Origin of the sequence: Streptomyces sp. NPDC005878, from assembly GCF_040629815.1 — a bacterium.
In the GTDB taxonomy this organism is placed as follows: domain Bacteria; phylum Actinomycetota; class Actinomycetes; order Streptomycetales; family Streptomycetaceae; genus Streptomyces.
Map to the genome: position 1 here is coordinate 23,447 of NZ_JBEXWK010000024.1, position 23,010 is coordinate 46,456.

The window sequence follows — 23,010 nt, forward strand, 5'->3', positions numbered from 1 at the left end:
TCAGGTCCGCCCCCGGTCTCCGCCGCACCTGCCAAAGTCCCCCGCGCCCGGTTGCCGACGCGGCCCGCCCCGGAACAGGGTCGCGGTGCGGTACGGCCCCGGGGCCCCCGGTACGTACGCGAGGCCGAAGCCGCTCGCAGCGCACCCGTCGACGCAGCACTTGGAGGATCGCGCGATGTCCGAGACCACCCGGCCGCATACGTTCCAGGACGACCACGCGGAGGTGCGGCGGAGCAATCGGGCCGTGGTCGAGCAGTACATGAACTGCCGTGGCGAGGACCGGCTCCGGCGGCACCTGCTGTTCACCGAGGACGGGGTGGGCGGACTGTGGACCACCGACACCGGTGAGCCCATCGCCATCCGTGGGCGCGACACCCTGGGCGAGCACGCCGTGTGGTCGCTGAAGTGCTTCCCCGACTGGGTGTGGATCAACGTCGAGATCTTCGAGACGCAGGACCCGAACCGGTTCTGGGTGGAGTGCGACGGCGAAGGGAAGATCCTCTTCCCCGGCTATCCCGAGGGGCACTACCGGAACCACTTCCTCCACTCCTTCGAGTTCGAGAACGGGAAGATCAAGCTGCAACGGGAGTTCATGAACCCGAACCAACAGCTCCGCGCCCTGGGCATCCCCGTCCCCGTGGTCAGGCGCGAGGGCATCCCCACCTGAGCCCGGCCCCTGGCCCCCGGCCCCCGGTACCCGCGCCCCCAGGAGACCCCGTTCCATGCATGAGTACACCGTCGTGGACGCCTTCGCGCGTACCCCCCTCGAAGGCAACCCCGTCGCCGTCTTCTTCGACGCCGGGGACCTGCCCGCCGAGGTGATGCAGCGGATCGCCAAGGAGATGAACCTCTCCGAGTGCACCTTCGTGCTCCCCGCCCGGCACGGCGGCCACGCGCGCGTACGGATCTTCACGCCGGTCAACGAGCTGCCGTTCGCCGGGCATCCGATCCTCGGTACGGCGGTCGCCATCGGCCGCCCGCGCAAGGCCGACCGGCTCGTCCTGGAGACCGCCATGGGCGCGATCCCCTTCGAGCTGGTCCACGGCGACGACGCCACCTCCGTACGGATGGCGCAGCCCGTGCCCGTCTGGGAGCCGTACGAGCACGCCGGGGCGCTGCTCGCCGCCCTCGGGCTCGACGCGTCGGTCACACCCGTCGAGGCGTACCGCAACGGGCCCCGGCACGTGCTCGTCGGCCTGGAGAGCGTCGCCGCGCTCTCCGCGCTGACCCCGGACCACAACGCGCTGCGCGCCTTCCCCGACATGTCGGCGTACTGCTTCGCGGGCTCCGGCACGCACTGGCGCTCGCGGATGTTCTCCCCGGCGTACGGCGTCGTCGAGGACGCGGCGACCGGCTCCGCCGCCGGGCCCGTCGCCATCCACCTGGCACGCCACGGCCTCGCCTCCTACGGCCAGGACCTGGAGATCCTCCAGGGCGTGGAGATGGGCCGCCCGTCCCCGATGTACGCGAACGTCGAGGGGGAGGGGGAGGAGGTGGCCGCGGTGCACGTCGGCGGTCACGGGGCGGTGCTCGCCCACGGCACGATCTACGTGTAGGGAGGCTCCCGCTACGTGTAGGGACGCTCCCGCTACGTGTGGGGAGGCTCCCGCTACGTGGAGAGGGGCTCCCGGTACACCGACCACCGCCCGGCCGCGCGACCACCGCCCGGCCGCGCCGACCACCGCCCGGCCGCGTCGACCACCGCCCGGCCGCGTCGACCACCGCCCGCTGCCGCGCCCCCCGGCCCGGCCGGCCGCCCGGCAACCCCCCGCCGCCCCCGCCCGGCAACCCCGCACCGCGCACCCCCCGGGGCGCCCCCCTCGCGCCCCGCTCAAGCCCCGCCTCCCGCCCTGGTCAGCCCCTTTGACCCGGCCTTGACCCGCCCTACCCGGGAACGTAGGTTCGATGGGGGCTCGCGCCCTGTTCCGAGCCTATGGGGGGCGGCGGCAATGGCGGACGGCAAGGCGTTATCGGATTCCCCGGCACTGGCCGTTCTGGAACTGCTCGCCGTCGATGCGCCGCCCGCGCACTTCCAGGAGCTGCTCGACCGCGCCCGCCGCGAAAAGCTGCCCTCCGCGCCGCTGGAGGAACTGGAAAGGGCGACCATGCTCGCCCTGAAGATCCAGGCCTCCGGCCAGCAGCGCCGCCAGCGGGAGTCGGTGATGGCCGATCTGGTCAACACCGTCCACGACATGACGATCCCCTACGACCCCGACAGCCTGCTGGAGGTCATCACCAGCCGCGCCCGACGGCTGCTCGGGTTCGACATGGCGTACATCAGTCTGCGGACGCCGGGCGGCGGTTCGTACGTGCACAGTTCGGACGGCGACACCACCTCGCTCAACGTGGGGCTGGTGGTCGAGAAGAGCCGTGGCCTCGGGGAACTGGCGCACGAGAGCGGCGCGCCCTCCTGGACCTCCGACTACCTCAACGACGACCGCATTCCGCACGGCGAGCAGCTCGACGCGATGGTCCGGGCCGAGGGGCTGCACGCCGTCATGGTGGTGCCGATCCGTCAGGGAGGCGAGTCCATCGGGGCGTTGTACGGCGCGGACCGGGTGGTGCGGCACTTCACCCCGGACGAGATCAGCGTCATGCGGTACCTGGCGGACTTCGCCGCGGTCGCCCTGGAGAAGGCCCGGCTGCTCGACCGTTCCCGCAAGGAGATCGTCGCGCTGGAGTCGGCGGGTGTGCGCGCGGACGCCGCCATCGCGCGGCTGCGGCGGCTGGCGGACGCGCGGGCGGGGCTGGCCGCGCTGGTGCTGGGCGGCGGTGATCCGCACGAGCTGGCCAAGGCCGCCGCCGCGGCGCTCGGCGCCGGGCTCGTGGTGAGCGACGGGTGCGGGCGCGTCCTCGCCGGCGCGGGTCGGGCGCCGGACCTCGACGAGGCGCGGATACGGGAGGCGGCCCTGGAGACGCACGCGGCGGGCGGCCCGGTCCAGGTCGCCCCGGACGTGTGGGCGGCCCCCGTCGGCGCGGGCGAGGAGCCAGGTCTGGTGCTGCTGCGGGCCGCGTGGGAGCCCACCGAGGACGAGCGGGCCTTCCTCGGCTTCGTGGGACAGGCGGTGGCGCTGCTGTTCGCGGTGCGGCGCAGCACGGCCGTGGCGGAGGGGCCGCCGCGCGAGGAGTTCTTCGACGCCCTGCTCACCGCCGCCGCCCAGGCGCCGGACCAACTCGCCCGCCAGGCACGGCAGGTGGGCCTCGACCCGGACGCGTCGCACATCGTGGTGGTGGTCCGGCCGGAGGGCGAGGAGCACGGCAAGGCGGTGGTGTGGGCCTCCTCGTACGCCTACCGCGGCTCGGGGCTGATGAAGGCGGACGAGGGCGGCGTCGTGCTGCTGCTGCCCGGCGCCGACGCCTCGGCCGTCGCCCGCGCGGTCTCCGGCGAGCTGTCGCCGCTGCTCACCGGGCCCGTCACGGTGGCCTCGGCGGGCCCCGCCGACTCGCTTCCCTCGGTGGCCCGGGTGTACCAGGAGGCGCTGCGCTGCTTCGACGCGCTGCTGGCGCTGGACGGCGCGGGCAGCGCCGCCTCCCTCGACGACCTGGGCTTCCTCGGGCTGCTGCTCTCCGACGACCAGGACGTCGACGGGTTCGTCGCCTCGGTCCTCGGGCCGGTGCTCGACCACGACGCCGAGCGCATGACGCGGCTGGCGGAGACGCTGGAGGCGTACTTCGCGGCGGGCAGCAGCCCCACCCGCGCGGCGGGCGGTCTGCACGTTCACCCCAACACGGTCACCCGACGCCTGGAACGCATCACCGAGCTGCTCGGCCCGGGCTGGCAGCGCCCCGAGCGCGCCACCGAGGCCCAGCTGGCGTTACGGCTGCTGCGCGCCCGGGACGTACTGCGCCGCCGGCGCGAGGCGCTGCCCGGCCGGCGGGAGGGCGCCGACGGGGCTCAGGACACCTTGGGGACGTAACCCTCCTCCCGCCCGCGCCGCGCCGCGGCCAGGACCTGGACGGCGTGGGCGGCCGAGGCGAGCGTCATGTGGCAGTGCCAGCCCCGCAGGGAGCGCCCCTCGAAGTCCCGCAGCCCCGCCCGGTCCCCGTGCTCCGCGAAGTCCCGGCCGACCCGGTCGGTCAGCCGGGTCAGGCCCAGCAGCGTGGCGGCGGGCACCCCGCCCATGTTGGTCAGCCACAGCCCGCTCGGCGTCCCGTGCGGCTCCCGCCACTCCCCGAGCAGCGCCAGAGCACCCTCGCGGGCGTCCCGGGGCACCGGCGTCCCGCCCGGCAGCCCCACCCGTACCTTGACCGCGGTGGTGTTCCGTACGCCCGCGGGGGCGTCCGGGGCGAAGGCGCCGACGCGCTGGCGGCGGCCCCGGACCGAGTCGAGGATGCGGTGCGCGGGCAGCGCGCCCGCGGCGAACCCGGCCGGGGCGGGCTCCTCCACGGTGAACAGGGCCCCCGGCCCGACGCGTACGAGCACCGGCACCCCGGCCGCGGCGAACCGCCGTACGACGGCGTTCGGGTCGCGGGCGGGCAGGTCGAGCACCACCGGCAGCAGCGGGGCGCCGCGCAGGTCCGCGAAGTCCAGGGCGGCGGTGGTGGCGCACTCCTCGGGCGTCTCACCGGTGTGGCCGCGGGACCTTTTGCCGGGCGCGCCCGGGGCGCTACCCTCGCCGCCCTCGCCCCGCCGCTCCGGCAGGACCAGCCGCCAGTTCACCGGCGCCGCCGCCTCGGGGGAGGCGCACCACACGCCGAAGGCCTGCTGGCCGTGGAACATCTGGTTGCGGTGCAGGTCGAAGCCGCGGCCCACGCCCACCGAGTGGCGGCCGGACTTGGGGATCGGGGTCTGCCGCACCACCCAGGCGCGCGGGGCGATGAGGTGGCCGACCCAGCAGGCCAGCGCCTCACGCACCGGGCGCCACTCCCAGGTGGAGTTGCAGATGAAGTGGTGGAGGGTCTGCTCCAGGGTGGGATCGCCCAGGCAGGCCGCCACGTTGCGGATGGAGCGGCGTCCCCTGGCCGTGAGCAGCCCGCGCAGGTACTGCTCGCCCTTGTGGCGCTGGTCCCGTCGGGGCAGGGACGCGAAGAGCGTGCTGCTCAGGTCCCTGAGCATGAACTCCCGCTCGTACATCACCGCGGGCGAGGTGCGTTGCGACACGGCGGCGGCGGGACGGTACCGGACGGGCCGCGTACGGCCGGCGGGCATGCTCACGGAAACCCCCTGGAAGCTCTGGGCGGCCAGTCGGAGCCACCCCTTCGACCATGGCCGGGGCCGGAGGGAGGGGCGAGGTGCACGGGGCACCCCGTCGCGCCGCCGCGTGGGTGGCTCGCCACTGCCGGCCCGCCCGCGCACCGGTTCCGCGCGGGACGTCACGCGCTACCGTGCGCCCCGGTGGTGACTGCGCCACCGGGGCCCGGCGGCGCGGTGCGGCTGTTTCTCCCCCCGCCGTACGGGACGGACACTCCGTCAAGTCCGGCCCAGGTCCGGCGCGGAGGTCACGGAGTCCGCGGCACGCCCTTCGGTTTTCCTCCCGCGGTTTGCGAGAGTCGGCGTCCGGCCGCTTCCTGATCCGCCCCTCGGGTGAGCGGTGCCACGCCACGCAGGGAGGCTTCAGGTGAACAGCGTCCACACGTTCCTCCGCTCGTTGCCCGCGGTGCAGCAACCGGACTGGCAGGGCCACCCCGAACTCGTCCGCGTACGGCGGGAGCTCGCCGCGCTGCCGCCGCTCGTCGAGGCGGACGACGTGGACCGGCTCCGCGGGCGGCTGGCCGAGGTCGCCGCCGGGCGCGTCCAGGTCGTGCAGTGCGGCGACTGCGCCGAGGACTGGGCGGAGAGCGGCCACGGGGACGTGGCCCGCAAGGCGGGGCTGCTCGACGTGCTCGCCGGGGTCATGCGGATGACCTCGCACAAGCCGGTGCTGCGGGTGGGAAGGCTGGCCGGGCAGTACGGCAAGCCGCGCTCGCGTCCGACCGAGACGGTCGCCGGGGTCGAACTCCCCGTCTACCGGGGCCATATGGTCAACGATCCCGAGCCGGACCCCGAGCTGCGCCGCCCCGACCCCACCCGGATGCTGACCGGCTACCGGGCGGCGCGCGGCATCCTGGAACTGCTCGGCTGGAGCGGCCCGGGGCGCGGGGCGCGGCACGAGGCGCCGGTGTGGACCAGCCACGAGGCGCTGCTGCTCGACTACGAACTGCCGCTGCTGCGCGCCCGGGACGACGGCCGGCCGCTGCTCACCTCCACCCACTGGCCGTGGGTCGGCGAGCGCACCCGACGGCTCGACGGCGCCCATGTGGCGCTGCTCGCGGCCGTCGCCAACCCGGTGGCCTGCAAGGTCGGCCCATCGACGACCTCGGCGGACCTGCTGGCGCTGTGCGAGCGGCTCGACCCCGGCCGGGAGCCCGGCCGCCTCACGCTCATCGCCCGGATGGGCGCGGACACCGTGGGGGAGCGGCTTCCCGCGCTGGTGGCGGCGGTGCGCGCGGCGGGCCACCCGGTGATCTGGCTGACCGACCCGATGCACGGCAACACCGTCGCCGGCCCCGACGGGCTCAAGACGCGGCTGGTGAAGACGGTCGTCCGGGAGGTCGTGGAGTTCCACCGGGCGGTCACCACGGCGGGCGGCACCGCCGGCGGCATCCATCTGGAGACCACCCCCGACGACGTCACCGAGTGCGTCACCGACCACGACCGGCTGCACGAGGTGGGCGACAAGTACACGAGCTTCTGCGACCCGCGGCTCAACCCGCGCCAGGCGGTCGCGGTGGCCTCGGCCTGGCTCGGCTGACCCCGGCCGCCGCTGCCCCTGGACGTACGCCGCGCACGTACGCCGTGAACGTACGTACGCCGATGAACGCACGCCGCGTCCGACCGCGCACCCGTACCGGCACAGCGAAAGGATCCTCCATGGCGGGCCTGCCCACCATCGACCCGTATCCGATGCCCGCCGAGGGCGACCTCCCCGCGAACACCGCGCCCTGGACGGTCGATCCCGCCCGGGCGGTGCTGCTCGTCCACGACATGCAGCGCTACTTCCTGCGGCCGCTGCCGGCGGACCAGTCGCCCGGCGGCCCCCTGCTGCGCAACACCGTGCTGCTGCGCGAGAGCTGCGCCGCCGCGGGCATCCCGGTCGCCTACACCGCCCAGCCGGGCGGGATGAGCGAGCGGGAGCGCGGGCTGCTGAAGGACTTCTGGGGGCCGGGCATGCGGGTCACCCCGGAGGACCGCCAGATCGTCGACGAGCTGGAACCCGGCCCGGACGACTGGCTGTTCACCAAGTGGCGCTACAGCGCGTTCTTCCGGTCGGACCTGCTGGAGAGGATGCGTACGGCCGGCCGCGACCAGCTGGTGCTCTGCGGGGTGTACGCGCACGTGGGCGTGCTGATGACGGCGGTGGAGGCGTTCACCCACGACATCCAGCCCTTCCTCGTCGCGGACGCGGTCGCGGACTTCGCCGAGCGCCACCACCGCCTCGCCCTGGAGTACGCGGCCGGGCGCTGCGCGGTGGTCACCACCACCAAGGCGGTCCTCGCCGAGCTCGCCCCCGTCGACGGGGCGCACCGATGAGCGACGGCCGCCTCCCGGCGGACGGGGACCGGCCGGGCCCGGACCGGCCGGGCCGGGAGCCGCTGGACCATGACCCGCTCGGCCACGATCTGCTCGGCCGCGTCCTGGACCGCGCCCCCGCCGCGTACGCCCTGCTGCACCGGCCCGAGACGGTGGGCCGGGACGTTCTGGAGGTGCTGCTCGGGGAGGTCGGCGCCGTCGACACGCTGGCCGCGATCCCGGTGCCCGAGGCGCCCGCCGGGCCGGGCGCCCGCCACGAGGTGCTGGCGGTCGTGCCGTACCGGCAGATCGTCGAGCGCGGCTTCGCCGGCACCGACGACGGCGAACCGCTGCTCGTGATGTCCGTGGCCGAGCAGGGCACACTGCCGCTGGCCGAGGCCCTGCGGCGGCTGCCCGACGAGCCGGTCGTCCTCACCGGCGGCCGCTTCGACGTGGACGACGACAGTTACGCCGCGATCGTGCGCGAGGTCGTCGAGCGCGAGATCGGCACCGGGGAGGGCGCCAACTTCGTCGTCAAGCGCGCGTTCGTCGCGGACATCACGCCGTACACCCCGCGCAGCGCGCTGTCGTTCTTCCGGCGGCTGGTGGAGCGGGAGTCCGGCGCGTACTGGACGTTCCTGGTGCACACCGGCGGGCGCACCTTCGTCGGCGCGAGCCCCGAACGCCATGTCAGCCTGCACGGGGGCACCGCCGTGATGAACCCCGTCAGCGGCACCTACCGCTACCCGGCGGCCGGCCCAGACCTGCCCGGTGTGATGGCCTTCCTGGCCGACCGCAAGGAGGCCGACGAGCTCTACATGGTCGTCGACGAGGAGCTCAAGATGATGGCGCGGATCTGCGACGGCGGCGGCCGGGTCGTCGGCCCGTACCTCAAGGAGATGGGCCGCCTCGCCCACACCGAGTACTTCATCGAGGGCCGCACCTCCCACGACGTGCGCGACATCCTGCGCGAGACGATGTTCGCCCCCACCGTCACGGGCAGCCCGCTGGAGAGCGCCTGCAAGGTGATCACCCGGTACGAGCCGGAGGGGCGCGGCTACTACAGCGGGGTCATGGCCCTCATCGGCCGCGACGCGCACGGCGGGCGCACCCTGGACTCCGCCATCCTCATCCGTACCACCGACATCAGCGCCGAGGGGCGGATCGGCATCGGCGTCGGCGCGACCCTGGTGCGCCACTCCGACCCGCTGAGCGAGGTCGCCGAGACCCGGGCGAAGGCCGCGGGGCTCCTCGCCGCCCTGGACGCGGACGAGCCCGCCGCCCCCGGCGCGGCCGGTGCCGGACGGTTCGCCGCGCACCCGCGGGTGCGCGAGGCGCTGGAGCGGCGCAACGACCGTATCGCCCGCTTCTGGCTGCGCGACCCCGCCAGGCGGGCCGCGCCCGTCGAGGAGCTGGCCGGGCGCCGGGTGCTGATCGTCGACGCGGAGGACACCTTCACCGCGATGATCGGCCACCAACTGGCCGCCCTGGGGCTTGAGGTGACGGTCCGCCGCTTCGACGAGCCGTACGGTTTCGAGGGCCACGACCTGGTCGTCATGGGCCCCGGGCCGGGCGACCCCCGGGAGACCGGCCACCCCAAGATCGCCCATCTGCGGGCGGCCGTGACCCGGCTCCTCGACGAGCGGCGCCCGTTCGTCGCGGTCTGCCTCAGCCACCAGGTCCTCGCCACCCTCCTCGGCCTCGGCCTGGCCCGGCGCGAGACCCCGAACCAGGGCGTCCAGAAGGAGATCGACCTCTTCGGCGCGTACGAGCGGGTCGGTTTCTACAACACGTTCGCCGCCCGCAGCGCCGACGACAAGCTCACCCACCCCGAGTACGGCGTCATCGCGGTCAGCCGCGACGCGGACACCGGCGAGGTGCACGCGCTGCGCGGCCCCGGCTTCGCCTCGATGCAGTTCCACGCCGAGTCGGTGCTCACCGAGGACGGCGTACGCGTCCTCGCCGAGGCGCTGACCGCGGTGGTCCGCTCCAGCCCGGGCGGCCTCCTGCCGGGCTGAGGCGGCGTCTATGTTACGAGGAGCCCCGCGCCCCGCACCCGCCGCCAAGGAGGGCCCTCGTGCCGCCGTACACCCCCGCCGCCGCCGAAGCGCTCCTGACCGCGCCCGGGGCGCCCTTCGCCGTCGAGCGGGGGCCGGACGGGGTGCTCCTCTACACCGGGGGCCCGCGGACCCTGCGCGAGTTCGTGGAGGTCACCTGGGCGTACGGGGACCGGCCGTTCCTCGTGGCGGAGAGCGGCACGTACACCTACGGGGAGTTCTTCGCGGCGGCCTCGGCGCTGGCCCGGCGCCTGGTGGAGGAGTACGGGCTGCGCCGGGGCGACCGCGCGGCGGTGGCGATGCGCAACCTCCCCGAGTGGCAGATCGCGTTCTGGGCCACCCAGCTCGCCGGGCTGGTCGCGGTGCCGCTGAACGCCTGGTGGACCGCGTCCGAGCTGGGGTACGCGCTCGACGACTGCGCGCCCGGGGTGCTGCTCGTGGACGGGGAGCGGGCGGAGCGGGTCGCGGACTGGGCGCGGGCGGCGGGGGTGCGGGGCATCGTCTTCCAGGGCGCGGGCACTCCTCCGCCGGGCTTCGAGGCGTACGAGGACCTGGGCGCGCCCGACCCGGCCGCCGGGCCGCCGGACGTCACGGTGTCGCCGGACGACGACGCCACGATCATCTACACCTCCGGCACCACCGGCCGCCCCAAGGGGGCCGTGGCCACCCACCTCGCCCAGGCCGGGGCGGCGATGAACCCTCGCTTCCACGCGGCGGCCTCCGCGCTCGGCCGGGGCCTGGTGCCGGGGCAGGGGCCCGCGCCGGTGTCCCTGGTCACCTATCCGTTCTTCCACGTCGCGGGGTTCAGCGGCTTCTACTCGGTGATGGGCGCGGGCGGCACCCTGGTCATGATGCGCGCGTGGGACGCGGGCCGGGCCCTCGCCCTGATCCGCGAGCACGGCGTGACGCACTACGCGGGCGTCCCCACCACCGCCCTCCAGCTCCTCGACGAGGCCGAGCGGGCGGGCGACCCGATGGAGTCGCTGCGGATGTTCAACACCGGCGGCTCCACCGCGCCGCCCACCCTGGTGGTACGGCTCACCGCGCGGTACGGGGAGCGGATGGAGCCGCGCAACGGATACGGGCTGACCGAGACCAGCGGGGGCGTGCTGGCCAACTTCGGCGCGGAGTACCGGCGGTGGCCGGACAGCGTGGGCCGCCCGACGCCCACCACCGAGGTGCGGGTCGTCGGCGAGGACGGCGCCGACGTGCCCGAGGGCGAGGTCGGCGAACTGTGGCTGCGCGCCCAGGCGAACGTACGGGGCTACTGGAACGACCCCGACGCCACCGCACGCGCCTTCGTCGGCGGCTGGTTCAGGACCGGTGACCTCGCGGTGGCGCGGGACGGCCGGATCGCGGTGGTCGACCGGATCAAGGACATGGTGATCCGGGGCGGCGAGAACGTCTACTGCGTGGAGGTCGAGTCCGTCCTCCACGGCCATCCGGCGGTGCTGGACGCGGCGGTGGTGGGGGTGGCGCACGCGGAGCTGGGCGAGGAGGTGGCGGCGGTGGTGCGGGTGGCCTCGCCGGTCACGCCGGAGGAGCTGAGGGCGTACGCGGCGCGGGTCCTGGCCGCGTACAAGGTGCCCGCGCACGTGCTGGCCCGGACGGGGCCGCTGCCGCGCAACGCGACGGGAAAGGTACTGAAGCGGGAGCTGCGGACGGAGGTGGAGGACTGGCTGCGACGCCGATGATCCCCGAGGCCGCCCGTCGGGCGCCGGGCCGCGGGTGACCGGCCGCGCCCCTTATGGGCCGGCTTTCGTCTGCGGGTGGTGGGTGGCTGGTCGCGCAGTTCCCCGCGCCCCTGGGGTGGGTGGGTTTTGCGGTAGGTGGGGGGCGGCTGGGTGTGGTGGGTCGTCTGCGGCGCGGTGGTGGGTTGCTCGCGCAGTTCCCCGCGCCCCTGAAAGGCCGGCTGTCGTCTGCGGGCCGTGGGTGGCCGGCCGCGCAGTTCCCCGCGCCCCTAAAAGCTTGTGGCTGAGCCGACTGTTCCGGTGGAAGCCTGGGGCTGAGCCGACTGTTCCGGCTGCGGGCAACCCCCTAGGGGCGCGGGGAACTGCGCGAGCAACCGACGCCGGCCCGCAGACGAAGTCCGGGCCGAATAGGGGGCGCGGGGAACTGCGCGACCAGCCCTCCACCGGCCCGCAGGTGAAGTCCCGGACCTTCAGGGGCGCGGGGAACTGCGCCACAGGCTGGGCACGGGCCGCAGGCACGAAGGTCCCGGCCGCCCGCCCGAGGGCTTTCGGGAAGGGGCGGGGTGGGGGTCCTCCCGGGGGTCACGGATCCTCACCCCCGGGTGACCCGCACGCGATAGTTCCCCAGCTCGTCCGCCCCCAGAACCGACACCCGCACCCCCCGCTCCCGGTCCGTGAACGTCTCCCCGGAGGCGAAGGGCGCGTCGGACAGCTCCGCGTGGACATTGGGCCGCCGCGTACACCCCCCGCTGTCCTTCGCACTGTCGGCGACGGTGATCGGCCCGCGCCCGGTGTCGACGTCCGTGCTGACGCGGTACACCAGCACCCCCGGCTTGCACACCGCCTCGTCGTTCCCGGTCCGCGTCCGCACCTCCACCGCGTACCCGCTCTCGTCCGACAGGGGTACGAACACCAGCTTGCGGCCCGTCCCGGGAGCGGCCAGCGGGGTCAGCAGGTACTCGCTGGCCCCGGCCCCCGCCGCGCACCCCACCTGCGCGTTGTCCAGCCACCCCAGCTTCCACTTGTGCCAGCCGAGCAGGTCGTTGTTGGCGCCCCAGTCCTCGGACATGATGTCCCAGTGGCCGACCGCGCCCCCGCCCTCGGGGGTGTAGAGGTCGGGCAGCCCGAAGACATGGCCGTTCTCGTGCGGCAGCACCCGGTAGCCCGTCTCGCGGTACGAGCCGGACCCGTCGTCCTGGCGGCTGTAGACGAAGGACGTGTTGGAGAGCGGGACGCCGTCCGCGAGCGGCGCTTCCTCGTTCCCGGAGAACGTCACCGACAGCACGGTGTCCAGCGCGGACGGCCCCGCGTTCGGCGACATCAGGATGTTCACCAGGTCGTACGCCGCGAAGTTCACCCGGGAGTCGGCCGCCGCCACGATGTCCTTGACCAGCCGCCGGTAGCCCGGCTCGTACGGCGAGCCGCGTTCTATGCCGTACGCGGCGAAGGACTGCGGCATCCGCAGCCACTGCGGGAGGGGGGCGTCGGGGCGGTAGTCGAGCCGGCCGTAGGAGGCGGTGCGGAACCACTGGGTGGTCTGGGGGAAGAACTCCGCGTACCGGCTCAGCGCGGACTCGGTGCCCTGCGCGTCCGGGAAGTCGACCATCAGGGTCAGGGCGCGGATCGTGCCCGTGGAGTGGGTGTAGCCGGGCGGGGTGGGCAGGCCCTCCGACATCTGCACCCCGAGGGTGGCGTTGATCCGGCACGGGGCGAGCGCGGTCTCGCCGCCGGTGGCCACCGGGCCGGCCGACGCCCGCAAGGGGGGCATCAGGGTGGTGCTGCCCGCGGTCATCGAGGCGAGCACGGCGGCGGCGAGGGCCGCGCCCGCGACGGTGCGGCGGCGGCGCGGGTCGCGCGGCCCGCCGGGTATCCGACGGCGCGGTCTGCCGGACTCCTCCATGCGCACTCGCCTTCGCCCACGGCAGCCGGCCGCTCCGGGCTGCGCTCGTGCGATCACCCTGTGTCGGGCGTGTCGGGGGCGCGCGCTGGGTGGGCCGGGCGTGTGGTTTTCCGGCTCGGCAGGTGTGACTCAGGTCACAGGAAACAGGGCCCGGAGCCGGAAATAACCGGGGAGCGTTTCCCCGTTTGCACCTGTGTCCCGCCGAAACGGGGAGAGCCTCCCCGGTTCCGGTTCGGACGACGACTTCGTACGCAGCAGAAGGAGCACGCCGTGTCCACCGCCACCCCGAGCACCGCAGCGGAGCCCCGTCGCGCCCCGCGGCCGCGGGCCGACGCCCTGCGCAACCGGGAGCGGATCATCACGGCCGCGCGCGAGATGTTCGTCGAGGAGGGCGCCATGGTGCCGCTCGACGAGATCGCCAAGCGCGCGGGCATCGGCAACGCCACGCTCTACCGGCACTTCCGCGACCGCACCGAGCTGATCACCAGCGTGGTGCTCGCGGTCATGGAGCGGGGGGCGGTGGCCGCGGAGACCGCGACCGCCGAGGAGCCCGACGCCTTCGCCGCGCTGCGCCGGTTCGTCTTCAACGCGGCCGACGAGCGCATCGGTGCCCTGTGCCCGATGCTCTCCGAGAGCTTCGACAAGGACGTGCCGGAGCTGAACGCCGCCCGGGAACGCCTCGACGGGGCCGTCCGGGTCCTGATGGCGCGGGCCCGGCGCAGCGGCCAGTTGCGCGACGACGTCGACGTGGGCGATCTGATGGTCGCCCTCACCCAGCTCACCCGGCCGCTGCCGGGCACCGCGTGCCCGAACATGGACCGGTTCGTCCACCGCCATCTCCAGCTCTTCCTCGACGGGCTCATGGCCCCGGCGCGGTCCGAGCTGCCGGGGACGGCGGCGACGATGCAGGACCTCAGCCAGCCCTGACCGACCCGCGTCCGGGCGGCGAGTCCGCTCCGCGCACCGAGCCCTCAGCCCCAGACAGACACAGACACAGACACAGACCTCAGTACGTACGTCGCACTTCCGCACTCCGCACTCTGCTCATCGCACCATCACGTCCCAAGGTGGCTACACCCATGTCGAAAACCGTCGAGGCTCGCCAGCACGAGCCCCAGGACCTCGCTCCTGACCCCAGTCGCTGGAAGGCCCTCGCCTTCATCGCGCTCGCCCAGCTGATGGTCGTGCTCGACGCGACGATCGTGAACATCGCCCTGCCCTCCGCCCAGACCGACCTGGGCATCTCCGACGGCAACAAGCAGTGGGTCATCACGGCCTACGCCCTCGCCTTCGGCGGTCTGCTGCTCTTCGGCGGCCGCATAGCCGACCTCTGGGGACGCAAGCGCACCTTCGTCGTCGGTCTGCTCGGCTTCGCCGCGGCCTCCGCGCTCGGCGGCGCGGCCACCGGCCAGGCCATGCTGCTCGGCTCCCGCGCGCTCCAGGGCGCGTTCGGCGCGCTGCTCGCGCCCGCCGCGCTCTCCCTGCTCGCGGTGATGTTCACCGACGCCAAGGAGCGCGCCAAGGCGTTCGGCATCTACGGCGCGATCGCCGGTGGCGGCGGCGCCGTCGGCCTCATCCTCGGCGGCTTCCTCACCGAGTACCTGAACTGGCGCTGGACCTTCTTCGTCAACATCCCGTTCGCGATCGTCGCGGCCGCCGGTGCCTACTTCGTGATCCGTGAGCCCTCCGGCACCCGCAACCGCTCGCCGCTGGACGTCCCGGGCGTGGTCCTGTCCACCCTCGGCCTGGTCGCGCTGGTCTACGGCTTCACCCGCGCCGAGTCGGCCGGCTGGTCGGACACGCTGACGGTGACGATGTTCGTCGCGGCCGTCGTGCTGCTTGCCGGGTTCGTCGCCACCGAGGCCCGGGTCAAGCACCCGCTGCTGCCGCTGCGCGTCATCACCAACCGCAACCGGGGCGGGGTCTACCTCTCCCTCGGCCTTGCGATCATCGCGATGTTCGGCCTCTTCCTCTTCCTGACGTACTACCTCCAGGTCGTGAAGGGCTACTCGCCGGTCAAGACCGGCTTCGCGTTCCTGCCGATGATCGCGGGCATGATCACCGGATCCACCCAGATCGGTGCCCGGCTGATGACCCGGGTGCCGCCGCGTCTGCTGATGGGCCCCGGCTTCCTGACCGCCGGCATCGGCATGCTGATCCTCACCCAGCTCCAGATCGACACCTCCTACGCCGGGCTGATCCTGCCGGCGCAGCTGCTGCTCGGCCTGGGCATGGGCACCGCGTTCATGCCGGCCATGTCGCTGGCCACCATCGGGGTCGAGCCGCGTGACGCGGGTGTCGCCTCCGCCATGGTCAACACCTCGCAGCAGGTGGGCGGCGCCATCGGTACGGCCCTGCTGAACACCATCGCCGCCTCCGCCACCACGGCGTACGCCACCTCGCACGCCGCCGGTGCCAAGAGCGTGGAGCTGCTGAAGCTTCAGGCGATGGTGCACGGCTTCACCAGTGCCATCTGGTGGGCGGTCGGCATCCTGGTGGTCGCCTCGGCGATCGCGGTCACCTTCATCAACACCGGCCGCCCCGACACCGGTTCGCTCACCGGCTCCGGTGACGGCGAGGGCGCCGAGGACGAGATCCGGGTGCCGGTGATCGCCCACTGACGCCGACCGCCTACGTGGGGGACGCGTAAGCGGGAAGCAGAGCACACACCAGACGCGGACCTGTCCGGCTCAGCGGAGCCAGGGCAGGTCCGCTCCCGCGTCCTTGGGCTGCAGGCCCTCGGCGATCACCCGCATGATCTGCCCGAGCTGCTCCGCCTGTTCGGGCGTGAGCCGGTCGAACATCGCCTGGCGCACGGCGGCCACATGGCCCGGCGCGGTGCGCTCCAGGACCTCGAAGCCCTCGTCGGTGAGCGCCGCGAACTGGCCGCGCTTGTCGGAGGGGCAGTCCTCGCGCCGCACCCAGCCGTTCTTCTCCAGCCGCGCGATCGCGTGCGAGAGCCGGGAGCGGGTGATCTTGGCGCCGATGGCCAGCTCGGTCATCCGCAGCCGCCGCCGGGGAGCCTCGGAGAGCTGGATGAGCAGCCCGTAGTAGATGTGCGGCATCCCGGCGTCCCGCTGGAGCTGGCGGTCGAGATGGTCTTCCAGAAGCGTGGTGGCGTGGAGGTAGGCACGCCAGGTGCGCTGCTCGTCGTCGCTGAGCCAGCGCGGCTCCTCGGCGGGGGTGGTGGTCATGGATTCCACTGTACCGGCGCTTCTTGAAAGTTGAACAAGATACCACCTGCCCGCTCCTTTGCCTCACCCCGTTGCTGTTGGGCCGAGAGGGGTACCAGGGAACCAGGGCAGTCTGGACATCCTGAGCAACCAGGAGGCGGCGCGGGTCGTCTTCACGGTGGGAGAGAACGGAAACGGGGAGGGCTCTTCCGAGGTGAAGGCAACTGTTTCGGATGTGACGCCGGTCTCACCGGAGCGGCGCTCACGGTCCGGGGTCGAAGACTCCGGCACCGGGCCTGACCTGCGCCTCTGTACGTTCCCGCAGCATCCGTGCGGCACCGGTGGCGGCACAGGGTACTGCATGATCCGGAAATCGATGGTCCGGACGGGAATTCTGTCCGGATTCCAGCCGTTGTTTCCATCGGATGCAGGGCACCCGGGAGGGTGTCGCGACCTACACAGCAAGGGAGCACGCATGGCAACCCGCGCCGTCGCCCGCCGGACCGCAAGCAGCGGATCCGAGTCGGGGAGCAGTGTTCGCGCCGTCAGCGGCGAGATCGCCGACCGCGACCTGGTCGGGATGTACCTCGACGAGATCGCGCGGACGCCGCTGCTCGACGCCGCCAAGGAGGTCGAGCTCTCCCAGACCATCGAGGCCGGGGTGTACGCACGCCAGATCCTCGACGGAGAGGTGGAGAGCAAGGCCGGCGGCGCCTCCCGCGAGGAGCTCGAAGCCCTGGTCGCCGCCGGTGACCGGGCCAAGGACCTCTTCATCCGCTCCAACCTCCGCCTCGTCGTCGCCGTGGCCCGGCGCTATCCGAGGGCCGGTCTGCCGCTCCTCGACCTGATCCAGGAGGGCAACGCGGGCCTGGTCCGCGCGGTGGAGAAGTTCGACTACGCCAAGGGCTTCAAGTTCTCGACGTACGCGACCTGGTGGATCCGCCAGGCCATCACGCGCTCGATAGCCGACCAGTCCCGCACCATCCGCCTCCCCGTCCACCTGGTGGAGGAGCTGGGCCGTATCCGCCGCGTCCAGCGCGAGTTCAACCGGGAGAACGGCAGGGACCCGGAGGCCGCCGAGGTGGCCGCGGAGCTGGGCTCCACCCCGGAGCGCGTCGCCGACGTCCTGGACTGGGCCCGCGACCCGGTCTCGCTCAACATGGCGGTCGACGACCAGGGCGAGACCCAGTTCGGGGACCTCCTGGAGGACACCTCGGCGATCTCCCCCGAGCAGTCGGTGCTCACGCTGCTGCGCAGCGAGGAGCTCGACGACCTGATCGGCAAGCTCGACCAGCGCACCGCCTCCATCATCAAGATGCGGTACGGAATCGACGACGGCCGCGAGCGCACGCTGACGGAGGTCGGCAAGGAGCACGGCCTGACCCGCGAGCGCATCCGCCAGATCGAGAAGCACGCCCTGCTGGAACTGAAGAAGATGGCACGGGACACGGGCTTCGACGCGGCGGCGTAACGATCCGCCCCGGCCCACCCCCCCCAGACGAGCCCCCGGCACCCTCCCCCCCCCCGGTGCCGGGGGCTCCCCCCTGCCCGGGGCGGGGCCCGGGGCGGCGAGGGACTTCTCGGCTGCGGCCGGGCTCCTCCCTGCCCAGGGCCGGGCCCCCGTGACCTCGGGGCTCCTCGGGCTGCGGTCAGGCTGCCCAGGGTCGGGGCGGGCCCCTGTGGCCTCGGGGCTACTCGGAACGGGGCCCCGCCGCCCGGGTGAGCCGGGCTCCCAGATCCGCCAGATAGTCCGTCAGCGCCCCCGGTGACTCCACCGCGAACTCGCAGTCCACCAGCGCCAGCCGGATCGCCACCCACTCCAGCGACTCCGTCACCCGCGCCCGCAGCCGGCACCGCGCCGGGCCGAGCGGCACCGGCGCCCCCATCGACGCGGTGAGCCGCGCCGTCACGAAGTCGGCGGGCGCCTCGAACGTCACGTCCAGGTCCAGCTCCGGCTGCATCCGCGACAGCGACCGGCTCACGAACTCCGCCGCGTCCTGCGCGGGCAGCTCCCGGGGCGCGAACCGCGACCCCGTCGCGAAGGGGGAGGCCACCCGGTCGACCCGGAACGTACGCCAGTCCTCGCGCTCGATGTCGTACGCGACGAGGTACCAGCGCCGTCCCGTCGACACCAGCCGGTATGGCTCGACCACGCGGCGCGACTCGCTGCCGTCGCCCTTGCGGTAGTCGAAGCGGAGCCGCTCCGTCCCGGTGACGGCCGAGGCCATCACGGTCAGCGTGTGCGGGTCGACGCTCGCCCCGTCGCCGCGCCACGGGCCGGTCAGCGGCATCGTGGCGGCCTGGAGGGTGGCGACCCGGTGCCGCAGCCGGGACGGCAGCACCTGCTCCAGCTTGGCCAGCGCCCGTACCGACGCCTCCTCCACCCCGTCGACCGCGTGCCCCGCGCCCGCCCGCAGCCCGACCGCGATGGCCACCGCCTCCTCGTCGTCGAGGACCAGCGGCGGCATCGCCTTCCCGGCCACCAGCCGGTACCCGCCGTCGGCGCCCAGGGTCGCCTGGACGGGATAGCCCAGCTCGCGCAGCCGGTCCACGTCACGGCGGACCGTGCGCCGCGAGACGCCGAGGCGCTCGGCGAGTTCGCCGCCGGGCCATTCGCGGGGCGTCTGGAGCAGGGAGAGGAGCTGGAGCAGCCGAGCCGGGGTGTCCGTCATGAGACCCAGGATGCGGGAAAATTAGGACGCGGGCTGACCTACATAGGGTCTAGCTTCTTTCCCATGACCTCCACCACGCCCACACCTCCAGAAGCCGCGGCCCCCGGCACAGCGGCCGCCGTGACCGACCGCCGACGGTGGTTCGCCCTGGCCATCGTGATGACCGCGGCCTTCATGGACCTGGTCGATGTCACGATCGTCAACGTAGCGATCCCTTCCATCCAGAAGGACACCGGGGCGACCTTCGCCTCGATCCAGTGGATCACCGCGGGATACGCCCTGGCCTTCGCCGCCGGTCTGATCACCGGTGGCCGCCTCGGTGACATCCACGGCCGCAAGAAGCTCTTCCTCATCGGCATGACCGGCTTCACCATCGCCTCGGCGCTCTGCGGCTTCGCCGCCAACCCCGAGATGCTGGTCGCCTCCCGCATCCTCCAGGGGGCCATGGCCTCCCTGATGGTGCCGCAGGTCCTGTCGATCATCCACGCCACCTTCCCGGCCGAGGAGCGCGGCAAGGTGTTCGGCATGTTCGGCGCGGTCATCGGCCTGGGCGCGGTCTCCGGCCCGATCCTGGGCGCGCTGCTGACCGAGTGGAACCTGTTCGGTCTCGAGTGGCGGCCGATCTTCCTGATCAACCTGCCCGTCGGTGTCGCCGGTCTGGTCCTGGGCGCCAAGTTCATCACCGAGTCCAAGGCGCCCAAGGCCCTCAAGCTCGACCTGGTGGGCGTCGCGCTGGTCACCCTCGGCCTGCTGATGCTGCTCTACCCGCTGACCCGCGGCCGCGAGCTGGGCTGGCCGCTGTGGGGCCACCTCTCGATGGCCGGCAGCCTCGTCGTCTTCGGCGCGCTGGTGGCGTACGAGCGGGTCAAGGCGCGCAAGGACGGCTCGCCGCTGGTGGAGCTCTCGCTGTTCCGGGTGAAGAGCTTCGCGGCGGGCATCGCGGTGCAGATGACGTTCGGCCTCGCCATGGGCATCTTCTTCCTGGTCTGGACGCTGTACATGCAGATAGGCCTCGGCTGGAGCGCGCTGCGGGCCGGTCTGACCGGTATCCCGTTCTCCATCGCCATGTCGGCCGCGGCGGGCATGTCCGTCCAGTCGCTGGTGCCCAGGTTCGGCCGCAAGGTGCTCCAGGCGGGCGCGCTGGTGACCGCCCTCGGCCTGCTCATCTACATCTGGGAGGCGCGCCACTTCGGGATGGACATCGAGTCCTGGCAGATGGCGCTGCCGCTGGTGGTCCTCGGCGTCGGCATGGGCCTGATCGTCGCCCCGCTCACCGACGCGGTCCTCTCCGAGGTCCCGCAGGAGCACGCGGGCTCCGCGTCCGGCCTGATCAACACCGTGCAGCAGATGGGCAACGCGCTGGGCCTCGGCCTGGTCTCGGTGGTCTTCTTCGGCGCGATCGACGACGACCTGCCGTTCGCCGAGATCGGCCCGGCCTTCTCGGACGCCTTCCAGCGCTCGCTGTGGGTCGTGGCGGGCGTCTGCGCCCTGATCTTCATCGGGATGTTCCTGCTGCCGGCCCGGCCCAAGCAGCACCTGGAGGGCGGCGCGGACGCGGAGCCGTCCGACGAGGTCGCCAAGGAGCCGGCGCTGACGCCGTGACGGCGCGGGCGAACGGGTAGGCCACGACGACGCGGGCGGGCAACGCCGCGGCGACGCGGGCCGGTAAGCCACGACGACGCCGGGCCGGTAAGCCACGACGACGCCGGGCCGGTAAGCCACGACGACGCCGGGCCGGGTGGAGAGACCTCCACCCGGCCCGGCGTCGCCGCTTACCCCGGCCGGGTCAGGAGACCCGCGTGCGCCGCTCCATCGCCGTCCGCGCCGACTCCTGCGCCGCGTACACCTCGCACATGTGGCGGCCGTCCGGGGTCGCCGTGTGCTCGACCTCCCACAGGCTCAGCTCGACGCCGTCGCGGAGCAGGAACGCGTGCTCGTACAGGATGGCGCCGCCGCGCCCGGCCGAACCCCCGTGCCCGCCCAGGGCCCGGGTGATGCGATGGGCGACGGCGCCCCGCAGTAAGCGGGCCACGCTCTCGCCGGGCCGGTCCGGGTTCTCGGCGCGGCGCAGCAGCCGCCGCGCGTGGTCGGCCGAGCCGTCCGCCTCGTACGTCCCGCGCGCCCCGGCGCGCTCCACCGGCGTCAGCCCGCCGAGGACTTCGACCCCGGTGAGCCCCGGGTCGAGGCCGTCGTCCGCCGGCCCGGCCGCCAGGTCGGGACGGACCCGCCGGCACAGCCGGGCCGCGGCGAGCGCGGCGCTCTCCTCGTCCGCGTACACCTCGTTGCCCCGGGCGTGCACGACCTCCCAGAGGGTGACCGTGGTGCCGTCGAGGAGGAGATAGGTGTGGCGGTAGGTCTCGCGGCTGAGCCGGGGGCGGCCGGGGCCGCCCGAGGCGTGCAGCGACGAGTGCAGCGAAGTGGTGTGCGCGAGGGCCGAGTCGAGGCTCTCCACCAGCTCGTCCGGAAGGTCGAACGAGTTCAGCGCGCGGCCGAGCAGGCCGGCGAGGTGGTCCTCGGCCGTCTCGTACTCGCACTCGTTGGGCACCAAGGCGTCTCCCCGCCGTAGCTGTTCGTCACGTAGAGGGTGCTCAACGTAGCCCTTGAGCGCGCTTCGCGCAGCGGGCATGGCCGAAACATTCTCATCGGCTTGGAACGGCCCCGTGCGGCGGGGGAGTCGGCCCGGGGCGGGGCCCCGGGCCGCGGCCCGACGGGACGTCAGACGGCGCTGCCCGCCTGCCACTCGGCCCACGCCATGTTCCAGCCGTTCAGGCCGTTGTCGGGGGCGATCGTCTTGTCCGGCGAGCCCTTCACGGTGACCACGTCACCGATCAGCGAGTGGTCGAAGAACCACTTGGCGGGGGTGTCGCCCTGGGCGCCCCGGACGTCCTTGAGCCCCACGCACCCGTGGCTGGTTCCCGTGTTGCCGAACGGGTCGCCCTTGTACCAGTAGTTGCCGTGCAGGAAGGTGCCCGAGGTGGACAGGCGCATCGCGTGCGGTACGTCCTTGATGTCGTACTCGCCGCCGAAGTTGACCGTGGCGCCGTTCATCCGGGTCTCGGTGAACTTCTCGGAGATCACCATCTGCCCGTTGTACGTGCTGTGTTCGGCGCTGCCGGTCGAGACGGGCAGCGTCTTGACCGTTTTGCCGTCCTGCTGCACGGTCATCTTCTGCGTCCGGGCGTCGACCGTGGAGACCTGGTTGCGGCCGATGGTGAAGGTGACGGTCTTGGACTGCACGCCGGATATGCCCTGGCCGCCCTGGACGCCGTCCAGGGCGATCTTCATCGTCACCTTGGACCCGGCCTTCCAGTACTCCTGCGGCCGGAAGTCCAGGCGCTGCCCGCCGAACCAGTGGCCGACCACCTGCTGGCCGCTGCTGGAGCTGACCGTGATGTGCGACTGGACGGCCTTCTTGTCGGTGATCGCCTTGTCGAAGGTGAACGAGACCGGCATGCCGACACCGACCGTCGCGCCGTTGTCCGGGGTGTAGGTGCCGATGAAGCTGTTCTTCGAGGAGACCGTGGTGAAGGCGGAGTTCTCGGTCGCGGGCCGCCCCTTGTCGTCCTTGCCGGTCGCCATGATCTTGTACGGGGTGCCGCGCTCCACCTTGGCGGTGGGCTTCCAGGAGAGCCCGTCGGCGGCGAGCGCGCCGGCCACGGCCTTGCCGGTCTGCGCCTCGACCATGGTGACCTGGGTGAGCTTGCCGCCCTGGGCGGTGACGGCGGTGCTGTTGACGCTCGCGTTGGCGGAGCCGTTCTTCGCCGAGATCGTGATCTTCAGCGTGGAGACGTCCTGGGCGGGGGCCGAGTCGCCGCCCTTGCCCTTGCCGTCGCCCTTGTCGGAGCCGGAGGCGCTGCCGCCGCAGGCGGTCAGGGTCAGGGCGCCGAGCAGCAGGGCCGACGCGGCGGTGAACGCCCGCCGCCGGGCGCGCAGTTGCTGCGGGGTGCGGGACTGCGGCTGCGCGGCGGTGTCGGGCGAGATCACGTGGTTGCTCCATCTGTGCGTACGTCACTCAGTACGTGCACAGA

17 protein-coding genes are annotated in these 23,010 nt (G+C 73.3%); 11 read left to right on the top strand and 6 right to left on the bottom strand.

The window, feature by feature from the left end:
• Positions 1-175: 175 nt before the first annotated feature.
• The 3 genes from ABZ404_RS28475 to ABZ404_RS28485 all read left to right on the top strand — a co-directional run bounded on the left by ABZ404_RS28475 (position 176) and on the right by ABZ404_RS28485 (position 3,917).
• Positions 176-667: a PhzA/PhzB family protein gene (locus ABZ404_RS28475; RefSeq protein ID WP_358833975.1), complete on the top strand. Its 492-nt coding sequence runs from the start codon at positions 176-178 to the stop codon at positions 665-667.
• A 55-nt stretch (positions 668-722) separates the two neighbouring features.
• Positions 723-1,556 (top strand): PhzF family phenazine biosynthesis isomerase, encoded by an 834-nt coding sequence (locus tag ABZ404_RS28480; protein ID WP_358833976.1) that lies wholly within the window; start codon positions 723-725, stop codon positions 1,554-1,556.
• Between the two features lie 393 nt (positions 1,557-1,949).
• Positions 1,950-3,917: a helix-turn-helix domain-containing protein gene (locus tag ABZ404_RS28485; protein WP_358837024.1), complete on the top strand. Its 1,968-nt coding sequence runs from the start codon at positions 1,950-1,952 to the stop codon at positions 3,915-3,917.
• Here the strand turns inward: ABZ404_RS28485 and ABZ404_RS28490 are convergent.
• Positions 3,896-5,149, bottom strand: coding sequence for a transposase (locus ABZ404_RS28490; RefSeq protein WP_358837028.1), 1,254 nt, complete (start codon positions 5,147-5,149; stop codon positions 3,896-3,898). The two genes, ABZ404_RS28485 and ABZ404_RS28490, sit on opposite strands and share 22 nt — an antisense overlap.
• Positions 5,150-5,558: 409 nt before the next feature.
• On the opposite strand from ABZ404_RS28490, the gene ABZ404_RS28495 reads away from it, so the two are divergent.
• From ABZ404_RS28495 to ABZ404_RS28510, 4 genes are all read left to right on the top strand, one after another.
• On the top strand, positions 5,559-6,731 hold the full coding sequence (locus ABZ404_RS28495; protein WP_358837025.1) for a 3-deoxy-7-phosphoheptulonate synthase: 1,173 nt from the start codon (positions 5,559-5,561) through the stop codon (positions 6,729-6,731).
• Positions 6,732-6,850: 119 nt separating this feature from the next.
• Complete coding sequence (locus tag ABZ404_RS28500) at positions 6,851-7,510, top strand: isochorismatase family protein (RefSeq protein ID WP_358837026.1); 660 nt, start codon at positions 6,851-6,853, stop codon at positions 7,508-7,510.
• A complete protein-coding gene (locus tag ABZ404_RS28505) occupies positions 7,507-9,507 on the top strand; it encodes an anthranilate synthase family protein (RefSeq protein ID WP_358991037.1) in 2,001 nt (666 codons plus the stop codon). The genes ABZ404_RS28500 and ABZ404_RS28505 overlap by 4 nt, the downstream gene beginning before the upstream one ends.
• A 59-nt stretch (positions 9,508-9,566) precedes the next feature.
• Complete coding sequence (locus tag ABZ404_RS28510) at positions 9,567-11,240, top strand: class I adenylate-forming enzyme family protein (protein WP_358836071.1); 1,674 nt, start codon at positions 9,567-9,569, stop codon at positions 11,238-11,240.
• Between the two features lie 589 nt (positions 11,241-11,829).
• Here ABZ404_RS28510 and ABZ404_RS28515 read toward each other — a convergent pair.
• The gene (locus ABZ404_RS28515; RefSeq protein WP_358836070.1) at positions 11,830-13,137 is read right to left on the bottom strand and encodes a M6 family metalloprotease domain-containing protein; all 1,308 of its coding nucleotides are present in this window, start codon (positions 13,135-13,137) and stop codon (positions 11,830-11,832) included.
• A gap of 270 nt (positions 13,138-13,407) precedes the next feature.
• Here ABZ404_RS28515 and ABZ404_RS28520 point away from each other — a divergent pair, with 270 nt between their 5' ends.
• The gene (locus ABZ404_RS28520) at positions 13,408-14,064 is read left to right on the top strand and encodes a helix-turn-helix domain-containing protein (protein WP_358836069.1); all 657 of its coding nucleotides are present in this window, start codon (positions 13,408-13,410) and stop codon (positions 14,062-14,064) included.
• Between the two features lie 152 nt (positions 14,065-14,216).
• Complete coding sequence (locus ABZ404_RS28525; protein WP_358836068.1) at positions 14,217-15,758, top strand: MFS transporter; 1,542 nt, start codon at positions 14,217-14,219, stop codon at positions 15,756-15,758.
• A gap of 69 nt (positions 15,759-15,827) precedes the next feature.
• Here the strand turns inward: ABZ404_RS28525 and ABZ404_RS28530 are convergent, their stop codons facing one another.
• Positions 15,828-16,340, bottom strand: a complete 513-nt coding sequence (locus ABZ404_RS28530; RefSeq protein ID WP_358836067.1) for a MarR family transcriptional regulator — start codon at positions 16,338-16,340, stop codon at positions 15,828-15,830.
• 445 nt (positions 16,341-16,785) lie between these two features.
• Here ABZ404_RS28530 and ABZ404_RS28535 point away from each other — a divergent pair, with 445 nt between their 5' ends.
• Positions 16,786-17,781, top strand: a complete 996-nt coding sequence (locus ABZ404_RS28535; protein WP_358836066.1) for a sigma-70 family RNA polymerase sigma factor — start codon at positions 16,786-16,788, stop codon at positions 17,779-17,781.
• A 220-nt stretch (positions 17,782-18,001) separates the two neighbouring features.
• On the opposite strand, the gene ABZ404_RS28540 is transcribed toward ABZ404_RS28535, so the two are convergent.
• A complete protein-coding gene (locus ABZ404_RS28540; protein WP_358836065.1) occupies positions 18,002-18,982 on the bottom strand; it encodes a WYL domain-containing protein in 981 nt (326 codons plus the stop codon).
• 159 nt (positions 18,983-19,141) lie between these two features.
• Here ABZ404_RS28540 and ABZ404_RS28545 point away from each other — a divergent pair, with 159 nt between their 5' ends.
• On the top strand, positions 19,142-20,584 hold the full coding sequence (locus tag ABZ404_RS28545; protein ID WP_358836073.1) for an MFS transporter: 1,443 nt from the start codon (positions 19,142-19,144) through the stop codon (positions 20,582-20,584).
• A gap of 184 nt (positions 20,585-20,768) precedes the next feature.
• On the opposite strand, the gene ABZ404_RS28550 is transcribed toward ABZ404_RS28545, so the two are convergent.
• Positions 20,769-21,530 carry a DUF6227 family protein gene (locus ABZ404_RS28550; protein ID WP_358837942.1) on the bottom strand — a complete coding sequence of 254 codons (762 nt, stop codon included), beginning with the start codon at positions 21,528-21,530 and terminating at the stop codon, positions 20,769-20,771.
• Between the two features lie 167 nt (positions 21,531-21,697).
• Positions 21,698-22,915, bottom strand: a complete 1,218-nt coding sequence (locus ABZ404_RS28555; protein WP_358836770.1) for an Ig-like domain-containing protein — start codon at positions 22,913-22,915, stop codon at positions 21,698-21,700.
• Positions 22,916-23,010 lie beyond the last annotated feature (95 nt).